The sequence below is a fragment of the Pseudomonas sp. TZ252 genome, assembly GCF_056110345.1.
On the sequence record NZ_CM148566.1, the window covers coordinates 3,522,919 to 3,540,418 of the forward strand.

The following is a 17,500-nucleotide window of genomic DNA, read 5'->3' on the forward strand; positions in this document are numbered from 1 at the left end:
CAGGGAGGGGGCGATGCCGATCCGTTATTTCTTCAAGCAACTTCTGCTGCCGCCGGGCGGCCTGTTGTTGCTGCTGTTTTTCGCTTTCTGGTGGCGCACCAGCCGACCGAGGCTGGCGCGGCTGTGCGGTGTCTGCGGGTTCTTCGGTCTGTGGCTGATGAGCATGCCGCTCAGCGTGGAGTGGATGGCGCGCTGGCTCGAAAGCGAACCGGCCCTGCTGGCGGAGGATCTGCCGGGCCTGGCGCAGCGCGCCGACGCCATCGTCATCCTCGGTGCCGGCCGGCAGACCAACGACCCGGCCTGGGGCGACGATGCGCCGAGCCTGCTGGCGGCCGAGCGGCTGCGCTATGCCGCGCGGCTGGCCAAGACCTCGGCGCTGCCGGTACTGATCAGCGGCGGGTTGCATTACGGACGCCCGCCCAGCGAGGCGGCGCTGATGGCCAATGCCCTGTTGCAGGACTTCGGCGTGCCGACGCGCTGGCAGGAAGGTCTCAGCCGTACCACCTGGGAAAACGCCACCCTGAGCGCCCCGCAGTTGCGCGAGGCCGGCGTGCGCCGGGTGGTGCTGGTGACCCAGGCCTGGCACATGCAGCGGGCACGCTGGAGCTTCGAGCGCCAGGGGTTCGAGGTGATCCCGGCGCCGGTCGGCTTCCTCGGCGGGGCCAACCTGCGGCCCTTCGGCGGCTGGCTGCCGGAAGCGCAGGCCTTCTGGCAGAGCGGCATGCTGCTGAACGAGGCGATCGGCCTGGTCGGCTATCGCCTGTTCTACCGCTGAGACGCAACCGGCGCCGCAGGGGCGCCGGTCTTTCCAGGAGGGGCTGGTTTCAGCCGAACAGGCGTCGCTCCTGCGGACGCAACTGGCGGCCGAGCAGAGCCCATAGCAGCAGCACGCCGGCCAACCCGGCCAGCGGCCAGACGCGGTATTGCAGATAGGGCGTCAGGCCCTGCATGGGTATCACCTCGCCGCGCAGGATGCCCTGCTGGAACTGCGGGATCTGCCGGACGATCCGGCCATAGGGATCGATCAGGCCGGTGACGCCGTTGTTGGTCGCGCGGATCATCCAGCGACCGCTTTCCAGGGCGCGCATCTGCGCCATCTGCAGGTGCTGCAACGGGCCTATGGAAGTGCCGAACCAGGTGTCGTTGCTCACTGTCAGCAACACCTGGCTCTGCGCCGCGAGCGCGGCAGCGAACTCCGGGTAGACCACTTCGTAGCAGATGTACGGGGCGATCTCGTAGCCCTTGGCCTTGAGCAGCGGCTGGTCGGCCGGGCCGCGAGCGAAGTCGGACATCGGCAGGTCGAAGAAGGCGATCAGGCCGCGCAGCAGGTCCTGCAGCGGCACGTACTCGCCGAACGGCACCAGCTTCTGCTTGAGGTAGGTGCCCGCGCCTTCGCCGACCACGGTGATGCCGTTGAAGTAGCGACTCTTGCCGTCGGCGAGACGTTCGCGCACCGGGACCCCGGTGATCAGCGCGGCGTTCTTCTCGTCGGCGACCTGGCCCATGGCGCCGAGGTAGCCGCTGGCCATGTCCTGGAGAATCGGCACCGCGGTTTCCGGCCAGACGATCAGGTCGACGTCCTGCTGCGGCAGGCTCAGGTCGCGGTAGAGGTCGAGTTGCGCGCGGACCTGATTCGGGTCCCATTTCAGCTCCTGGGCGATGTTGCCCTGGATCGCCACTACCCTCAGCGGTTCGCCGGCCGAATGGGTCCAGGCGTGGCCCTTGAGATAGAGGCCGGCCGCCCACGGGCCGAGCAGCAGGACCAGCCCCAGAAGCAGGCTGGCACCGTGCGGGAAGAGGCGCGGCAGGTTCACCAGCAGGGCCGCGCTGAGGGCGATGACGAAGGAGGACAGCCATACGCCGCCCACCGGTACCAGCCCGGCCAGCGGTCCCTGCAACTGGCTATAGCCGGCGTAGAGCCAGGGGAAACCGGTAAGGAACCAACTGCGGAACAGCTCCAGTGCCAGCCACAGGGCGGCGAACGCCAGGGCGTCGCCCAGCGGCGCGTTGTCGCGGCGCAGGCAGCGCGCCCACAGCCAGGCCGGCAGGGCGAAGAAGAAGGCGACGCCGGCGGTGAAGCCGAGCATGAGGAGGCTTGCCAGCGGCACCGAGGCGGCGCCGTAGTCATGGATACTGACGTAGATCCAGCTGGTGCCGGCGCCGAACGCGCCGAAACCGTACCACCAGCCGCGCCACAGGGCGGACTTGCCGGGAAGGCCGCGCAAGCCGAGATAGAGCAGGGCGATCGAGAGGATCGCCAGCGGCCAATAGTCGAAGGGCGCCAGGGCCAGGGGTGTGAGCGCGCCTGCGGCGAGTGCCAGCAGGTGTCCGGGCCAGCCGGGACGAGAAATCCAACGCATCGAATGTCCTTAGAGCCTGTTCAATGTCCGACTGCGCAGACCGGGGCCGCCTTCGGCTGCCGGACGGCAACGTCCGCGGCGACAGGGGAGTCTGGCGCAAGGCGCAAGAGTAAAGGAGGGGCTGGCGAGACGCCAGAAGGACGGCGCGGGAAGATGCCCCCTCCGCCGCGGCGGAGGGGGCGCGCTCAGTTCTGCAGGGGAGACAGGCGCAGCAGATGGACGCGGCGGCTGTCGGCGTTGAGTACGCGGAAACGGAACTCGCCCAGCTCGACCACTTCGTTGCGCTTGGGCAGGTGGCCGAAGGCGCTCATCACCAGGCCGCCCACGGTATCGAATTCCTCGTCAGAGAATTCCGAGCCGAAGAAGTCGTTGAAGGCGTCCACGGGGGTCAGCGCCTTGACGATGAAATCGCCGCTGGGCAGCGGCTTGATGTAGCTGTCCTCCTCGACGTCGTGCTCGTCCTCGATATCACCGACGATCTGTTCCAGCACGTCCTCGATGGTCACCAGGCCGGCCACGCCGCCGTATTCGTCGATGACGATAGCCATGTGGTTGCGGTTGGCGCGGAATTCGCGGAGCAGCACGTTGAGGCGCTTGGATTCGGGGACGAAGGTGGCCGGACGCAGCAGTTCCTTGATGTCGAAGGGACGCTCGTCGTTGTGCAGGATCAGTGGCAGGAGGTCCTTGGCCAGCAGTACGCCCATGACGTCGTCGAGGCTTTCGCCGACCACCGGGTAGCGCGAGTGGGCGGCTTCGATGATGGCCGGAAGAAATTCCTTCGGCGTCTGGGTCGAGCGGATGCTCATCATCTGCGAACGCGGCACCATGATGTCGCGCACCTGCAGGTCGGCGACCTGGATCGCCCCCTCGACGATGGACAGCGCCTCGCTGTCCAGCAGCTTGTTGTCGTGGGCATCGCGCAGCAGCTCGAGGAGCTCCTGGCGGTTTCTCGGCTCGTGGGCAAAAGCCTGGGTGATCTTGTCCAGCCAGGACTTGTGCCCGTTGCTCGATCGGTCTTCGCTCATTTTTCCTTGCTCGGTGGCTCTTCGTCGTCGCAGGCGTACGGATCGGGATGACCCAGTTCCGCCAGCAATTCACGTTCCAGTGTTTCCATTTCTTCCGCTTCGGCGTCGTCGATGTGGTCGTAGCCGAGCAGGTGCAGGCAGCCGTGGATCACCAGGTGGGCCCAGTGGGCCTGCAACGGCTTGCGCTGTTCCAGGGCTTCGCGGGCGACCACCGGGGCGCAGATCACCAGGTCGCCGAGCAGCGGGATATCGAGAAGCTCGTCCGGGACATCGGCGGGGAAGGACAGCACGTTGGTCGCGTAGTCCTTGTGCCGGTAGGTGCTGTTCAGTTCCAGGCCTTCGGCCTCGTCCACCAGGCGGATGGTCAGCTCCGACTCCGGACGCTGGCGCAGGGCCAGTTCGCACCAGGCGCGGAACTGTGCTTCGGAGGGCAGGTCCGGGGCGGCGCTGGCGACCTGCAGGTCGAGCTCAAGCGGCATCGTGACCGCCCTTGCCCGTTCCCTCGACCGGCCGCACCTGGCCTTGCTGGCGGTTCTCATGGCGCTCGTAGGCTTCGACGATACGCTGCACCAGCGGGTGGCGGACCACATCCTTGGGCTTGAAATGGGTGAAGCTGATGCCGGGGACGTCCTGCAGGACCTCGATCACGTGCTTGAGGCCGGAGCGGGTGCCGCGGGGCAGGTCGACCTGGGTGACGTCGCCGGTGATCACCGCGGTGGAGCCGAAGCCGATCCGGGTGAGGAACATCTTCATCTGCTCGACGGTGGTGTTCTGGCTCTCGTCGAGGATGATGAAGCTGTTGTTCAGCGTGCGCCCGCGCATGTAGGCCAGCGGCGCGACCTCGATGACGTTGCGCTCGATCAGTTTGGCCACGTGTTCGAAGCCGAGCATCTCGTAGAGCGCGTCGTAGAGCGGGCGCAGGTAGGGGTCGATCTTCTGCGACAGGTCGCCGGGAAGGAAACCGAGCTTCTCGCCGGCCTCGACCGCCGGGCGCACCAGCAGGATGCGGCGGATCTGCTCGCGCTCCAGGGCGTCGACGGCGCAGGCCACGGCGAGGTAGGTCTTGCCGGTGCCGGCCGGACCGATGCCGAAGTTGATGTCGTGGTCGAGGATCGCCTTGACGTAGCGCTGCTGGTTGGCGCCGCGCGGGCGGATGTGCGCCTTGCGCGACTTCAGGGTGACCTGCGGCGCGCTCTGCAATTCCTCGAGGTCTTCCAGGCCGGACTCCTGCAGGTACAGGTGCACGGTGTCGGGGGTGAGATCGGTGCCGTTCTGCGCCTCGCGGTAGAGACGCTGCAGCAGGCGTTCGGCGACCTTGGTCCGGCGCGGTTCGCCGGCCAGTTCGAACTGGTTGCCGCGGTTGCGGATCTCGATGTCGAGGCGTTTCTCGATCTGGTGGAGATGCTCGTCGAACTGCCCGCAAAGTGTCGCGAAGCTGCGGGCGTCGAACGGCTCGAGGATAAAGCGATGAAGTTCCTGGGGGGCGTTCAAGGTGTTCTGTCGTACTCGCCAGTGGCTGATTGATAGGGAAGAGAATAACCGCTGGAAATCGTCGCGCAAAGTTGCCGTATCGCGGCGGCGTTTTCCCGGTTCCCGCTGAAACGTTGGTGCACCGTGGCGGCGGGAAGGTTCAGCGAGCCCGCCGTACGGTCGTCGGCCTCAATGCAGGGTGCTGTCGATCAGGGTGCCGCGCAGCGAGTGCGGCAGCGCGTCGTCGATGTGCACCTGGGCGAACTGGCCGATCAGGCGTGGATTGTCGCAGCGGAAGTTGACGATCCGGTTGTTCTCGGTGCGCCCCTGGAGCATGCCCGGGTCCTTCTTCGAGAAGTCGGTGACCAGGATCCGCTGGGTGCTGCCGACCATGCGCCGGCTGATCTCGTAGCCTTGCTGGTGGATGCGGCTCTGGAGGATCTGCAGGCGCTGTTTCTTCACTTCTTCCGGCAGGTCGTCGGCGAGGTCGGCGGCGGGCGTGCCGGGCCGCGCGCTGTAGATGAAGGAGAAGGAGAAGTCGAAGCCGACGTCCTCCACCAGTTTCATGGTCTGCTCGAAGTCCTTCTCGGTTTCGCCGGGGAAGCCGACGATGAAGTCGGAGCTGATGCAGATGTCCGGTACTGCGGCCTTCAGCTTGCGGATACGCGACTTGTATTCCAGCACGGTATGGTTGCGCTTCATCGCCGCCAGCACGCGGTCGGAGCCCGACTGCACCGGCAGGTGGATGAATTTCACCAGCTCCGGCACCTCGGCGTGGGCCTGGATCAGCGCGTCGGAGAATTCCAGCGGGTGCGAGGTGGTATAGCGGATGCGCTCGATACCGTCGACGGCGGCGACCACCCGCAGCAGTTCGGCGAAGTCGGCCAGGCGGCCATCGTGGGTCAGGCCGCGGAAGCCGTTGACGTTCTGTCCCAGTAGGGTGACTTCGCGGACGCCGTTCTCGGCCAGGTGGATCACTTCGGCGATCACGTCGTCGAATGGTCGGCTGACTTCCTCGCCGCGGGTGTAGGGCACCACGCAGAAGCTGCAGTACTTGCTGCAGCCTTCCATCACCGAGACGAAGGCGGTGGGGCCATCGACCCGCGGTTCCGGCAGGCGGTCGAATTTCTCGATTTCCGGGAAGGACACGTCGACCTGCGGCTTGCGCGTGCTGCGCGCGGCGTCGATCATTTCCGGCAGGCGGTGCAGGGTCTGCGGGCCGAAGACCACGTCGACATAGGGCGCGCGCTCACGGATCGCGGCGCCTTCCTGGCTGGCCACGCAGCCGCCGACGCCGATCACCAGGTCGGGATTCTGCTGCTTCAGCTCGCGCCACATGCCGAGCTTGGAAAACACCTTTTCCTGGGCCTTCTCGCGGATCGAGCAGGTATTGAGCAGGATGACGTCGGCCTCGGCGGCGTTTTCGGTCACCTCGAGGGCTTGGTGTTCACCGAGCAGGTCCGCCATTCGCGACGAGTCGTACTCGTTCATCTGGCAGCCGTGGGTTTCGATGAAAAGCTTCTTGGCCATGCGCTTCGTCGGACAGTTCGAAAAGGACCGCGCATTATAGAGGGCGGGGCCCCCGGTTCCTAGCGTTGCTGGCCGAAAGGCTGTGCTATGATTCGCGCCCTTCATTTTCCGGCATTGCTTTCCCCGCCATGAACAAGCGCGAAAACCCCATCTACAAGGTGATTTTCCTCAACCAGGGCCAGGTCTTCGAGATGTATGCCAAGCAGATCTACCAGAGCGATCTGTGGGGCTTCCTGGAAATCGAGGAGTTCGTCTTCGGCGAGCGCACCCAGGTGGTGGTGGACCCCAGCGAGGAGAAGCTCAAGGCGCAGTTCGAAGGCGTTCTGCGCAGCTTCGTGCCGATGCACGCGATCGTCCGCATCGACGAGGTCGAGCGCCTGGGTACGCCGAAGATCAGCGAGGCCAAGGGCGCGGGCAACGTCATGCCGTTCCCCATGCCGATGCCCGGCAAGAGCGACTGATTCGCGAAAGGGACGTCAGGGCAGCGGCGCGAAGGGCGTGACGCCGCCGGCAGTCTGCAGTTCGATCAGGTAGTTGCGGAAGATCTGCCCCAGCACCCGGGTGGCGATGTCCAGTTCGTCGCGGTTCATCTGCTCGGCTACCAGGTCGGCGCTGTCCAGGGCGTCCTCGGCGCCGTTCACCGCTGCCATCTTCAGCACGATGTAGGCCTGTACGTTGTTCGCCGGAACCCCTTCGCCACGGAAGAACATGGTGCCGAGGTGGTACTGGGCCTGGGCATGGCCCTGTAGCGAGGCTTTCTCGAACCAGTTGAGGGCGGCCTGGAGGTCGCGCGGGATGCGCTCGCCGTCGTAGAAGAATTCGCCCAGTTCGTATTGCGCCTCGGCGTCGCCGCCATTGGCGACCTGCTGGCAGGCGGCGAGCGCCTGCTGCAATTCTTCGGGAACGGTGTTCAGCGCGCAGCGGCCGGTCGCTGGGATCAGCAACGAGTTGCCTCCCGCCTGCGCGAGCAGCGGCTGGAGGATCAACAGGCAACCCAGGGCGAGGGTGCGGCCGGTACGGAACATGAGGGGAAGACACCTCCTGGATCGGGGCGGGCAAGGGCTGCCCGGCCAACGAAATGCGCTGACCCTCACATTATGAAATAAGCCGACGCCTCCTTACAAAGTCTTTACTGTCTTTTCGGGAACTTTGTCGGCGCGTTTATGCATTTCGGCTAGGAAGGCGTTCCGGCGGGGAGGAGGGCGGCGCCCGGGAAGGGCGCCGCGAAGAGGATCATTTCAGCGCGGCGAAGGCTTTTTCGGCGGCGTTCAGCGTGATTTCCAGCTCCTTGTCGCCATGGGCGATGGAGGTGAAGCCGGCCTCGAAGGCGCTAGGCGCAAGGTACACGCCACCGTCGAGCATCAGGTGGAAGAAGCGCTTGAAGCGTTCGACGTCGCTGGCCATCACGTCCTCGAAGGTGACGATGGCGTCGGCGCCGCTGAAGTACAGGCCGAACATGCCGCCCGCCTGGGTGGTGACGAAGGGGATGCCGGCGGCATCCGCGCGCTGTTGCAGGCCGTCGAGCATGCGCGTGGTGTAGGCGGTCAGTTCGTCGTGGAAACCGGGGCGGCTGATCAGGCGCAGGGTGGTCAGGCCGGCGGCCATCGCCAGCGGGTTGCCCGAGAGCGTGCCGGCCTGGTAGACCGGGCCCAGCGGGGAAATCTGCTGCATGATCTCGCGCTTGCCGCCGAAGGCGCCCACCGGCATGCCGCCGCCGATGATCTTGCCGAAGGTCGACAGGTCCGGGGTGACCCCGTAGTAGGCCTGGGCGCCGCCGAGGGCGACACGGAAGCCGGTCATCACTTCGTCGAAGATCAGCACCACGCCGTGTTCGTCGCAGGCTTCGCGCAGGCCTTCGAGGAAGCCCGGCGCCGGCGGCACACAGTTCATGTTGCCGGCAACCGGCTCGACGATGATGCAGGCGACCTCCTTGCCGACTTCGCCCAGGGTCTTGCGCACCGCCTCGATGTCGTTGAACGGCAGGGTCAGGGTGTGCTTGGCGAAGGCCGCCGGAACGCCCGGGGAGTTCGGCACGCCGAAGGTCAGGGCGCCGGAGCCGGCCTTCACCAGCAGGCTGTCGGAGTGGCCGTGGTAGCAGCCTTCGAACTTGATGATGCTGTCGCGCCCGGTGTAGCCGCGGGCCAGGCGGATGGCGCTCATGGTCGCCTCGGTGCCGGAGCTGACCATGCGCACCATCTCCATCGACGGCACCATGGAGCAGACCAGGTCGGCCATTTCCACTTCCAGCGCGGTCGGCGCGCCATAGGACAGGCCGTGGTCGAGTTGCCGGCGCACCGCGTCGAGCACGTCCGGATGGCTGTGGCCGAGGATCATCGGGCCCCAGGAGCCGACATAGTCCACGTAGCGCTTGTCGTCCTCGTCCAGTACATAGGCGCCTTCGGCGTGCTTGAAGAACAGCGGGGTGCCGCCGACGCTCTTGAAGGCGCGCACCGGGGAGTTGACCCCGCCGGGAATGTGTTTCTGGGCGTTGTTGAACAGCGTTTCGGAACGGGACATGGCTAGCTCTCTATCTCTCGGGCGAGGCGCGGAGGCGTCAGGCAGGTTCGAACAGGGCGCTGAAGGCGCGGGCGCGGCGTTCCACCTCGGCGGCGGACGCGGCGGCGAACAGCGCATGGATCACGGCGACCAGATCGACGCCGCGGGCGATCAGGCCGGGCGCGGTGTCGAGGCTGATGCCGCCGATGGCGGTGATCGGCAGGTGCAGGCGCGGCCGGGCCTGGTCGAGCAGTTCGACGCTGGCGGCGGGGGCGCCGGGTTTGGTGCTGGAATTGAAGAAGCGGCCGAAGGCGACGTAGCTGGCGCCCTCGGCCACCGCCTGCTCGGCCAGTTCCAGTTGGGCGTGGCAGGTGGCGCCGATGATCGCCTGGCGGCCGAGCAGGGCGCGCGCCGCCGACAGCGAACCGTCGGTCTGGCCGAGGTGCAGGCCGACGCCCAGGCGCGCGGCGAGTTCGGCGTCGTCGTTGACGATCAACTGCGCGCCGTGGCGTTCGCAGAGTTCGCGCAGGCTTTCCGCCTCGCGCAGGCGCCGCGCCTGGTCGCTGGATTTGTCGCGGTATTGCAGCAGGCGCGCGCCGCCGCGGAGCGCGGCTTCGACGTAGGGCAGCAGGCGGCCGTCGTCCAGTAGCTGGCTATCGGTGATGGCGTACAGGCCGCGCAGTTTCATCGGCTGGCTCTCAGTGACAGAAGTCGGTGGGCAGGCGGCGCGGCACGTATTGGCCGTGGCCCGGACTCTCGGCGTCGCGCAGGGTCCGCCAGGTGTAGTCGAGGGCGCTCTGCACGGCGCCGTGCAGCGCTTCGCCGAGGGCGATGCGACCGGCCAGGGCGCTGGCCAGGGTGCAGCCGGAGCCATGGTAGCTGCCGGGCAGGCGCTGGCAGGTGAAGGTGCGGCGGCTGCCGTCGCGGCTGTACAGGCGATTGTGCACTTCGCTTTCGTTGCCGTGTCCGCCGGTGATCAACAGGTGCTCGCAGTGTTCCAGCAGGCGCTCGGCGCACTGGTCGGCGCTGCCCTCGGGCAGGTCGGCGAGCAGGCGCGCTTCCGGCAGGTTCGGCGTGGCGATGGTGGCGCGCGGCAGCAGCCGCTCGCGCATGGCGAAGCCGACGTCGCCCTTGCCCAGCGCACCGCCGCCGCCGGCGCGCAGCACCGGATCGCAGACCACCGGCAAGTGCGGGTGGGCGGCGAGGATCTCGGCCACCGTGTCGACCATCTCCAGCGAACCGAGCATACCCAGCTTGACCGCCGCGACGGGCAGGTCGGCGAGTACGGCGTTGGCCTGGGCCAGCACCCACTCGCGGTCGAGGACGCGGAAGTCGCTGACGTTGACGGTGTCCTGCACGGTCAGCGCGGTGACCGCCGGGGCGGCGTGGCAGCCCTGGGCGAGCAGGGCTTCGATGTCGGCTTGCAGTCCGGCGCCACCACTGGGGTCGTGACCGGACAGGCAGAGCACTACGGGGCGGGAAGTCGGTGTTTTCATGGCGCGTGAGCTTACCACTAAAAGCGCTTCGTGGCGGCTGCGCGGACGACCTTTCGGGCGCCGCGCCCGGGCCCTGCGTGACACGTCCCGGGCCTGACGTGGCGTGGCGTGTGCTAAAGTTCGGCGAATATTCATACAACGCTCGCCAAGGGCGGACCATGACGAGGGAGGTGGGGCTCCCGGTCCGTTCGAGGAGCACTGCGGGGCATCATGCGGCACTGGCTGATTCTCTTTCTTATTGCGTTGCCGTGCCTGGCGGGTGCGGTGAGCTTCAACGAGCAGGTCGAGCGCCTGCCGCTGGGGCAGTCCATCGACGTGTTCGAGGACGTGCGCGGTAGCGCCGATATCAACGACATCACCTCGCGGGCCATCGACAGCAGCTTCCGCCGCCATGACAAGGACGTGCTCAATGCCGGCTATTCGCGCTCGGTGTTCTGGTTGCGCCTGGACCTGGACTACCGGCCGGTCGCCTCCAGCGATCCGCGCACCTGGCTGCTGGAGCTGGCCTATCCGCCGCTGGACAAGCTCGACCTCTACCTGCCCGATGGCCAGGGCGGCTACCGCCTCGCCCAGCGCACCGGCGACACATTGCCGTTCGCCAGTCGGCCGATCCGGCAGAACAACTACCTGTTCGAACTCGGCCTCGAGCCGAACAAGCCGCAGCGTGTCTACCTGCGGCTGGAAAGCCAGGGGTCGATCCAGGCGCCGCTGACCCTGTGGTCGCCCAAGGCCTACCTGGAGGAGCAGCCCGAACGCATCTATGTGCTCGGCATCATCTATGGCGTGCTGCTGGTGATGCTGATCTACAACCTGTTCATCTTCCTCAGCGTCCGCGATACCAGCTATCTCTACTACATCCTCTATATCGCTTCGTTCGGGCTCTACCAGGTCTCGGTGAACGGCGCCGGCATCGAGTACTTCTGGCCCGACAGCCCCTGGTGGGCGAACGCCGCCACGCCATTCCTGATCGGTTCGGCGGCGCTGTTCGGCTGCCAGTTCGCGCGCAGCTTCCTGCATACCCGCGACCACAGCGTGTGGGTCGACCGCGGCCTGCTGGCGCTGATGGCGGTCGGCGCGCTGGTCATGCTGATGGCGCTGACCATGAGCTACGCCGTGGCCCTGCGCCTGGCCACCTACCTGGCGCTGGCCTTCACCGGCCTGATCTTCGCCGCCGGCATCCTCGCCTGGCTGCGCGGCATGCGCGTGGCGCGCTATTTCATCATCGCCTGGACCGCCTTCCTTCTCGGCGGCATCGTCAACACCCTGATGGTCCTCGGCTACCTGCCGAACATGTTCCTCACCATGTATGCCAGCCAGATCGGTTCGGCGCTGGAGGTGGGCTTGCTGTCGCTGGCACTGGCCGACCGGATCAACGCAATGAAGGAGGAGCGCGCGCGAATCCTCCAGGAGTCCAGCCGCAAGCTGGAAGCGCTGAACCAGGAACTGGCCAACAGCAACCGCCTGAAGGACGAGTTCCTCGCCACCGTCACCCACGAACTGCGCACCCCGATGAGCGGGGTGATCGGTTCGCTGGAGCTGATGCAGACGGTGCCGATGGACGTCGAACTCGCCGAGTACCAGCGCACCGCCGCCGGTTCGGCGCGGGACATGATGCGGATGGTCAACGACATCCTCGCCCTCATCGAACTGCAGGCCGGCAAGCTCTACCCGCGCCGCGAGCCGTTCAGCCTGCGCGGCCTGTTCGACAGCCTGCGCGCGCAGTACGCGCCGCGCGCCGAGGAGAAGGGCCTGCGCTTCGCCCTGCAACTGGACGACAGCCTGCCGGACACCCTCGAAGGTGATGCCGGCAAGCTGGCCCAGGCGCTGGGCTACCTGGTCGACAACGCGATCAAGTTCACCGCCAGGGGCAGCGTGACCCTGCGCGTCGCCGCCGGGCGTACCCATGACGGGGTGGCGCTGCGGGTGGAAGTGATCGACACCGGCATCGGTTTCGACATGGCCGCCGGCAGCGACCTCTACCAGCGTTTCGTCCAGGCCGACAGCTCGTTGACCCGTGGCTACGGAGGCCTCGGCATCGGCCTGGCGCTGTGCCGCAAGCTGGTGGAACTGCTTGGCGGCGAGCTGACCCACGAGTCCCGGCCGGGGCAGGGCAGCCGCTTCCTCCTGCGCCTGCAACTGACCCAGCCGGCCCAGGGCCTGGCGCCGCCGCCGCGGCGCGCCGGCGGGCAGGCGGTGCGGCGTCCCGAGGAGTGCACGGTGCTGGTGGTGGAGGACAACGCCATCAACCAGTTGGTGACTCGCGGCATGCTGCTCAAGCTCGGCTACCGGGTGCGCACCGCCGACAACGGCAGCGAGGCCCTGGAGTTGCTGGCGCGCGAGCGGCCGGACGGCGTACTGCTCGACTGCCAGATGCCGGTGATGGACGGCTTCGCCACCTGTCGGGCGATCCGCGCGCTGCCCGGCTGCGCGGAACTGCCGGTGCTGGCGTTGACCGCCCACAGCCACAGCGGCGATCGCGAGCGCTGCCTGGCGGCGGGCATGAGCGACTACATGGCCAAGCCGGTCAAGTTCGAAGAGTTGCAGACCCTGCTGCACGATTGGCTGCTGTGCCAGCCGATCGTCACCAAGTCCGCCTGAAGCCGTTCCGCGGCTGGCTGAAATGCCGGCCTGCGCGACCTGTATGTCTCTTTAGGCAAAGCCTGAAGCGTGATTCACTGGGAAAAAGTGAATCCGGATTCAGTCATGGTCTATCGTGTCACCGAACGCCGCCTGCAACGCGATTCCGCGCTGCGCGAGCGCATCCTCCAGCTAGGCCTGCGGCGTGTCGCGGAGGGCGGTTTCGCCGCGCTGACCATGCAGGCCCTGGCCGACGACGCGGGGATTGCCACCGGCAGCCTGTACCGCCACTTCCGGGGCAAGGGCGAGCTGGCGGCGGAAATCTTCCGCCGCGCCAGCCAGCGTGAGGTCGATGCCCTGGCCGTGGTCCTGCGCGGTCCCGGCGCGCCCGCCTGGCGCCTGGCCGAGGGCTTGCGGCGCTTTGCCGCGCGCGCCTGGAGCAGCCAGCGGCTGGCCTTCGCCCTGATCGCCGAGCCGGTGGATCCTGAAGTCGACGAGCAGCGCCTGCGCTATCGCGAGGCCTACGCCGCACTGTTCGTCGAACTGCTCGAGGAGGGCCGGCGCAGTGGCGCATTCCAGCTTTCCCTGGTGCCGCTTGCCGCGGCCTGCCTGGTCGGGGCCATCGCCGAGGCGCTGGTCGGCCCCTTGTCTCCCCCGGCGCGCGCCGCTCGCGACAGCGGCCAGCCGGAACCGAGTCTGGAGCCGGTGAGTACGGCTCTGGTGAACTTCTGCCTGCGCGCGGTGGGCGCGCCTGTCTGCGAGGAACCCTCATGAACCTGCACCAGTACGCCGAAACCCACGAAGTGACCAACCAGGTACCGTCGCTGGATGGTGCCAACCTCTACCGCCTCGACCTGCCTCTCCAGGAGTGGGTGCGTCGCTACCAGGGCGGCTGGGCCGAGGAGCGCCTGCAGCGCTACGGCGAGCTGGCCGGCGGCCCGCTGATGGCGGCCGGCTTCCTGGCCAACCAGCACAAGCCGGAGTTCCATAGCCACGACCGCTACGGCAACCGCGTCGACCTGGTGGAGTTCCATCCCGCCTACCACGAGCTGATGCGCGCCGCCATCGAGCACGAACTGCCCTCGCTGCCCTGGACCGACCCGCGCCCCGGCGCCCAGGTGGCGCGGGCCGGGCTGTCCTACCTGCACAGCCAGGCGGAGGCCGGCACCGGTTGCCCGTTGACCATGACCTACGCCAGCGTGCCGGCGATTCGCCTGCAGGCGGACCTGGCCGAGAAATGGCTGCCGAAGATCCTCTCCCGCGAGTACGACCCGCGCAACGTGCCGATGGAGCAGAAGGCGGGCGTCACCATCGGCATGGCGATGACCGAGAAGCAGGGCGGCACCGACGTCCGGGCCAATACCACGCGGGCCTACCCGGTGGGGATTCCCGGGCCGGGGCAGGCCTACGAACTGGTCGGGCACAAGTGGTTCTGCTCGGCGCCGATGTGCGACGCCTTCCTCACCCTGGCCTACACCGACAAGGGCCTGACCTGCTTCCTGCTGCCGCGCCACCGGCCGGACGGCAGCCGCAACCAGTTCTACATCCAGCGCCTGAAGGACAAGCTGGGCAACTGGTCGAACGCCTCCAGCGAAATCGAGTATCGCGGCGCCCTGGCCTGGATGGTCGGCGAGGAGGGCCGTGGCGTGCCGACCATCATCGAGATGGTCGCCATGACCCGCTTCGACTGCATGATCGGCTCCAGCGCACTGATGCGTCAGGCGTTGACCCAGGCCGCCCACCACTGTGCCTACCGCAAGGTCGGCGGGCGGGTGCTGGCCGAGCAACCGCTGATGCAGAACGTGCTCGCCGACCTGGCCCTGGAAAGCGAGGCGGCGCTGGCCCTGACCCTGCGCATGGGGCATGCCCTGGACCGTGCCCACGACGAGCAGGAGGAGAAGTTCGCCCGCCTGGTCACCGCGGTGGGCAAGTACTGGATCTGCAAGCGTGCCCCGGCGATGATCAACGAAGCCTCCGAATGCATGGGCGGTGCCGGCTACGTCGAGGAAACCATCCTGCCGCGGCTGTACCGCGAGGCCCCGGTGAACTCGATCTGGGAAGGTTCCGGCAACGTGCAGTGCCTGGACGTGCTGCGTGCCCTGTCGAAGGAGCCGGGGGTGCTCGACGCGTTGTTCGCCGAACTGGGCGACGGCCATGGCGACGCCCGTCTCGCCGCGCACATCGGCAACCTCAAGGCGGCCTTCGCCGACACCGCCGACATCCAGTACCGCGCCCGCCAGCTCACCGAGGACGTGGCGATCGCCCTGCAGGCCAAGCTGTTGCTGGAAGCCGGCAACTCCGCGGTGTCCGACGCCTTCATCGGCAGTCGCCTGGGGGACGGCGGGCGTGTCTACGGCACCCTCCCGCGCGGCGTCGAGGTCGAGGCGCTGTTGGCTCGCGCCACCCCGCACCTGACCTGAGGCGCGTCGCGATGCAGGCGCATCCGCGCTACCGGGAGCTGGTCGAGCAGGGCTTCGCCGCGGCCAGTTTCGTCGGCGACCTCGGCATCCGTCCGCTGGACTGCGGGCCGGGTTGGGTCGAAGCGGGGCTGGACATCCTGCCCCGCCACGCCCAGCAGAACGGCTTCATCCATGCCGGGGTCCAGGCGACCCTGGCCGACCATGCCGCCGGGGCCGCCGCCGCGACCCTGGTGGAGGAGGGGCAGACGGTGCTGACCCTGGAGTTCAAGCTCAACCTGTTGCGCCCGGCGCTTTGCCAGCGCCTGTTGTGTCGCGCCGAGGTGCTCAAGGCCGGGCGCCAGGTGACGGTGGTCGAGGCCGAGGTGTTCGCCGAGCGGGACGGGCGGCGGCACCTGTTCAGCAAGGCCACCGTGACCATGGCGGTGGTGGCGCTGGCCGAATGAGGTAACGGGAGAAAAGCGCTGTGTTTTCCTGTCGGTACAGGCAAGATGTTTTCCATGCGAACCGACAGGAAGCCCACCATGAGTATCGATTCCGACGACGGGTTCGTCGTCGCCCGCACGGCCGAGGAGGCCGTCGACCGTCTTGCCGAGCTGCACCGCCAGGCCACCGCGGCGCTGAGCCAGGCGCTCAAGCGCTACATCAAGGAGCGCATCGAGCCGAGCGAGGCCGAGCGGCAGAACTTCCACTACCCGCAACTGCGCATCGGCTACCGCTGCCAGGGCGAGGTGCCGTCCACCACCCGCGCCTACGCCAAGGTCCAGGTGCCGGGCGAATACAGCGTCACCGTCACCCACCCCGACGCCTTCCGCAAGTACCTGCTGGAACAGTTGCGTCCGCTGATGGACGATTTCACCGTGCAGGTGCAGGTCGGCCCGAGCCAACAGGACATCCCCTATCCCTACGTGGTCGAGCAGGGCGATGAGCTGGCCGGCTCCGGGGTGACCGCCGCCGAGCTGGCGCGGGTGTTCCCCAGCACCGACCTGTCCGCCGCTTCCGACGACATCGCCGACGGCCTCTACGAATGGGAACGCGCTGACCAGTTGCCGCTGGCGCTGTTCGACGCCGCGCGGGTGGACTTCTCCCTGCGCCGCCTGGTGCACTACACCGGCAGCGACTGGCGCCACGTGCAGCCGTGGATCCTCCTGACCAACTACCACCGCTACGTCGACCAGTTCATCCGCCTCGGCCTGACCCGCCTGCGCGAGGACCCGCGCTTCGTGCGCATGGTCCTGCCGGGCAACGTGATCATCGAGCGCGGGATGGACGAAGGCGAGGCCAACGCCATCGTCGCCGGGGTGGTCTGGCACCGCTACCAGATGCCGGCCTACCACCTGATCGCCGCCGATGGCGACGGCATCACCCTGGTCAACATCGGGGTCGGCCCGTCCAACGCGAAGAACATCACCGACCACCTGGCGGTGTTGCGTCCGCACTGCTGGCTGATGATCGGCCACTGCGGCGGCCTGCGGCCGTCGCAGACCATCGGCGACTACGTGCTGGCGCACGCCTACATGCGCCGCGACGGCATCCTCGACCGCGCGCTGCCGCCGCACATCCCGATCCCGGCGCTGGCCGAGGTCCAGGTCGCCTTGCAGGAAGCCGCCGCCGAAGTCACCGGCGAGCGCGGCGAGTCGCTCAAGCGACGCTTGCGCACCGGCACCGTGCTCACCTACGACGACCGCAACTGGGAGCTGCGCTGGGCCCAGGAGCGGCCACTGATCAACCTGGCGCGGGCCATCGCGGTGGATATGGAGAGCGGCACCATCGCCGCCCAGGGCTACCGCCTGCGGGTGCCCTACGGCACGTTGCTGTGCGTCTCGGACAAGCCGCTGCACAGCGAGATCAAGCTGCCCGGCTCGGCCAACGCCTTCTACGAGCGCGCGGTGAACCAGCACCTGCGGATCGGCATCGCCGCCCTCGACCTGTTGCGCAGCCAGCTCAACTCGCTGCACTCGCGCAAGCTGCGGAGTTTCGACGAGCCGCCGTTCCGTTGATCGGACGCGCCGCGGTTTCCGTGCGGAAACCGCGGCGCGCTTCTACGCCTCGCGGCGCCGAGGCCCTACAATGACGGCCCTTCGCCCTGCGTGGAACCGCGGCGCCTTCTGCCGGTCGGAACGACCACG

At 67.7% G+C, this 17,500-nt stretch carries 16 protein-coding genes; 7 read left to right on the forward strand and 9 right to left on the reverse strand.

Features of this window, described 5'->3' with window-relative positions; translation table 11 throughout:
- Positions 1-13 precede the first annotated feature (13 nt).
- Complete coding sequence (locus tag ACYAF3_RS16320) at positions 14-775, forward strand: YdcF family protein (RefSeq protein ID WP_003100328.1); 762 nt, start codon at positions 14-16, stop codon at positions 773-775.
- A 49-nt stretch (positions 776-824) separates the two neighbouring features.
- On the opposite strand, the gene lnt is transcribed toward ACYAF3_RS16320, so the two are convergent.
- The 5 genes from lnt to miaB form a co-directional block, all read right to left on the reverse strand.
- The gene (lnt, locus tag ACYAF3_RS16325; protein WP_003119200.1) at positions 825-2,360 is read right to left on the reverse strand and encodes an apolipoprotein N-acyltransferase; all 1,536 of its coding nucleotides are present in this window, start codon (positions 2,358-2,360) and stop codon (positions 825-827) included.
- Between the two features lie 185 nt (positions 2,361-2,545).
- Complete coding sequence (locus tag ACYAF3_RS16330; protein WP_003093161.1) at positions 2,546-3,385, reverse strand: HlyC/CorC family transporter; 840 nt, start codon at positions 3,383-3,385, stop codon at positions 2,546-2,548.
- Complete coding sequence (ybeY, locus tag ACYAF3_RS16335; RefSeq protein WP_003093160.1) at positions 3,382-3,864, reverse strand: rRNA maturation RNase YbeY; 483 nt, start codon at positions 3,862-3,864, stop codon at positions 3,382-3,384. Before ybeY ends, ACYAF3_RS16330 begins: the two co-directional genes overlap by 4 nt.
- Positions 3,854-4,876, reverse strand: coding sequence for a PhoH family protein (locus tag ACYAF3_RS16340; protein WP_003111486.1), 1,023 nt, complete (start codon positions 4,874-4,876; stop codon positions 3,854-3,856). The genes ybeY and ACYAF3_RS16340 overlap by 11 nt, the downstream gene beginning before the upstream one ends.
- Before the next feature lie 168 nt (positions 4,877-5,044).
- Positions 5,045-6,385: a tRNA (N6-isopentenyl adenosine(37)-C2)-methylthiotransferase MiaB gene (gene miaB / locus ACYAF3_RS16345; RefSeq protein WP_003093158.1), complete on the reverse strand. Its 1,341-nt coding sequence runs from the start codon at positions 6,383-6,385 to the stop codon at positions 5,045-5,047.
- A gap of 128 nt (positions 6,386-6,513) precedes the next feature.
- Between miaB and ACYAF3_RS16350 the strand changes: the two genes are divergently transcribed.
- The gene (locus ACYAF3_RS16350; protein WP_003093157.1) at positions 6,514-6,846 is read left to right on the forward strand and encodes a DUF1820 family protein; all 333 of its coding nucleotides are present in this window, start codon (positions 6,514-6,516) and stop codon (positions 6,844-6,846) included.
- Positions 6,847-6,861: 15 nt separating this feature from the next.
- On the opposite strand, the gene ACYAF3_RS16355 is transcribed toward ACYAF3_RS16350, so the two are convergent.
- From ACYAF3_RS16355 to ACYAF3_RS16370, 4 genes are all read right to left on the reverse strand, one after another.
- Positions 6,862-7,410, reverse strand: a complete 549-nt coding sequence (locus ACYAF3_RS16355) for a tetratricopeptide repeat protein (RefSeq protein ID WP_003093155.1) — start codon at positions 7,408-7,410, stop codon at positions 6,862-6,864.
- Between the two features lie 208 nt (positions 7,411-7,618).
- The gene (hemL, locus tag ACYAF3_RS16360; RefSeq protein ID WP_003093150.1) at positions 7,619-8,902 is read right to left on the reverse strand and encodes a glutamate-1-semialdehyde 2,1-aminomutase; all 1,284 of its coding nucleotides are present in this window, start codon (positions 8,900-8,902) and stop codon (positions 7,619-7,621) included.
- A gap of 37 nt (positions 8,903-8,939) precedes the next feature.
- Complete coding sequence (gene thiE, locus ACYAF3_RS16365) at positions 8,940-9,569, reverse strand: thiamine phosphate synthase (protein WP_003093148.1); 630 nt, start codon at positions 9,567-9,569, stop codon at positions 8,940-8,942.
- A 10-nt stretch (positions 9,570-9,579) separates the two neighbouring features.
- Positions 9,580-10,377 (reverse strand): hydroxymethylpyrimidine/phosphomethylpyrimidine kinase, encoded by a 798-nt coding sequence (locus ACYAF3_RS16370; RefSeq protein WP_023088074.1) that lies wholly within the window; start codon positions 10,375-10,377, stop codon positions 9,580-9,582.
- A 210-nt stretch (positions 10,378-10,587) separates the two neighbouring features.
- Between ACYAF3_RS16370 and ladS the strand changes: the two genes are divergently transcribed.
- The 5 genes from ladS to amn all read left to right on the forward strand — a co-directional run bounded on the left by ladS (position 10,588) and on the right by amn (position 17,371).
- Positions 10,588-12,975 carry a hybrid sensor histidine kinase/response regulator LadS gene (ladS, locus tag ACYAF3_RS16375; RefSeq protein WP_023082764.1) on the forward strand — a complete coding sequence of 796 codons (2,388 nt, stop codon included), beginning with the start codon at positions 10,588-10,590 and terminating at the stop codon, positions 12,973-12,975.
- Positions 12,976-13,080: 105 nt separating this feature from the next.
- On the forward strand, positions 13,081-13,728 hold the full coding sequence (locus ACYAF3_RS16380; protein ID WP_003093144.1) for a TetR/AcrR family transcriptional regulator: 648 nt from the start codon (positions 13,081-13,083) through the stop codon (positions 13,726-13,728).
- Positions 13,725-15,374 carry an acyl-CoA dehydrogenase family protein gene (locus ACYAF3_RS16385; RefSeq protein WP_003114325.1) on the forward strand — a complete coding sequence of 550 codons (1,650 nt, stop codon included), beginning with the start codon at positions 13,725-13,727 and terminating at the stop codon, positions 15,372-15,374. Before ACYAF3_RS16380 ends, ACYAF3_RS16385 begins: the two co-directional genes overlap by 4 nt.
- Positions 15,375-15,385: 11 nt before the next feature.
- Positions 15,386-15,817, forward strand: a complete 432-nt coding sequence (locus tag ACYAF3_RS16390; RefSeq protein WP_003093139.1) for a PaaI family thioesterase — start codon at positions 15,386-15,388, stop codon at positions 15,815-15,817.
- Positions 15,818-15,871: 54 nt separating this feature from the next.
- Positions 15,872-17,371 (forward strand): AMP nucleosidase, encoded by a 1,500-nt coding sequence (amn, locus tag ACYAF3_RS16395; RefSeq protein WP_073636993.1) that lies wholly within the window; start codon positions 15,872-15,874, stop codon positions 17,369-17,371.
- Positions 17,372-17,500: the final 129 nt, after the last annotated feature.

Bases quoted from the DNA above. Each gene is read 5' to 3' on its own strand.
- ACYAF3_RS16320 (WP_003100328.1), top strand. From the start codon at position 14: ATGCCGATCCGTTATTTCTTCAAGCAACTTCTGCTGCCGCCGGGCGGC.
- lnt (WP_003119200.1), bottom strand. From the start codon at position 2,360: ATGCGTTGGATTTCTCGTCCCGGCTGGCCCGGACACCTGCTGGCACTC.
- ACYAF3_RS16330 (WP_003093161.1), bottom strand. From the start codon at position 3,385: ATGAGCGAAGACCGATCGAGCAACGGGCACAAGTCCTGGCTGGACAAG.
- ybeY (WP_003093160.1), bottom strand. From the start codon at position 3,864: ATGCCGCTTGAGCTCGACCTGCAGGTCGCCAGCGCCGCCCCGGACCTG.
- miaB (WP_003093158.1), bottom strand. From the start codon at position 6,385: ATGGCCAAGAAGCTTTTCATCGAAACCCACGGCTGCCAGATGAACGAG.
- ACYAF3_RS16350 (WP_003093157.1), top strand. From the start codon at position 6,514: ATGAACAAGCGCGAAAACCCCATCTACAAGGTGATTTTCCTCAACCAG.
- ACYAF3_RS16355 (WP_003093155.1), bottom strand. From the start codon at position 7,410: ATGTTCCGTACCGGCCGCACCCTCGCCCTGGGTTGCCTGTTGATCCTC.
- hemL (WP_003093150.1), bottom strand. From the start codon at position 8,902: ATGTCCCGTTCCGAAACGCTGTTCAACAACGCCCAGAAACACATTCCC.
- thiE (WP_003093148.1), bottom strand. From the start codon at position 9,569: ATGAAACTGCGCGGCCTGTACGCCATCACCGATAGCCAGCTACTGGAC.
- ACYAF3_RS16370 (WP_023088074.1), bottom strand. From the start codon at position 10,377: ATGAAAACACCGACTTCCCGCCCCGTAGTGCTCTGCCTGTCCGGTCAC.
- ladS (WP_023082764.1), top strand. From the start codon at position 10,588: ATGCGGCACTGGCTGATTCTCTTTCTTATTGCGTTGCCGTGCCTGGCG.
- ACYAF3_RS16380 (WP_003093144.1), top strand. From the start codon at position 13,081: ATGGTCTATCGTGTCACCGAACGCCGCCTGCAACGCGATTCCGCGCTG.
- ACYAF3_RS16385 (WP_003114325.1), top strand. From the start codon at position 13,725: ATGAACCTGCACCAGTACGCCGAAACCCACGAAGTGACCAACCAGGTA.
- ACYAF3_RS16390 (WP_003093139.1), top strand. From the start codon at position 15,386: ATGCAGGCGCATCCGCGCTACCGGGAGCTGGTCGAGCAGGGCTTCGCC.
- amn (WP_073636993.1), top strand. From the start codon at position 15,872: ATGCGAACCGACAGGAAGCCCACCATGAGTATCGATTCCGACGACGGG.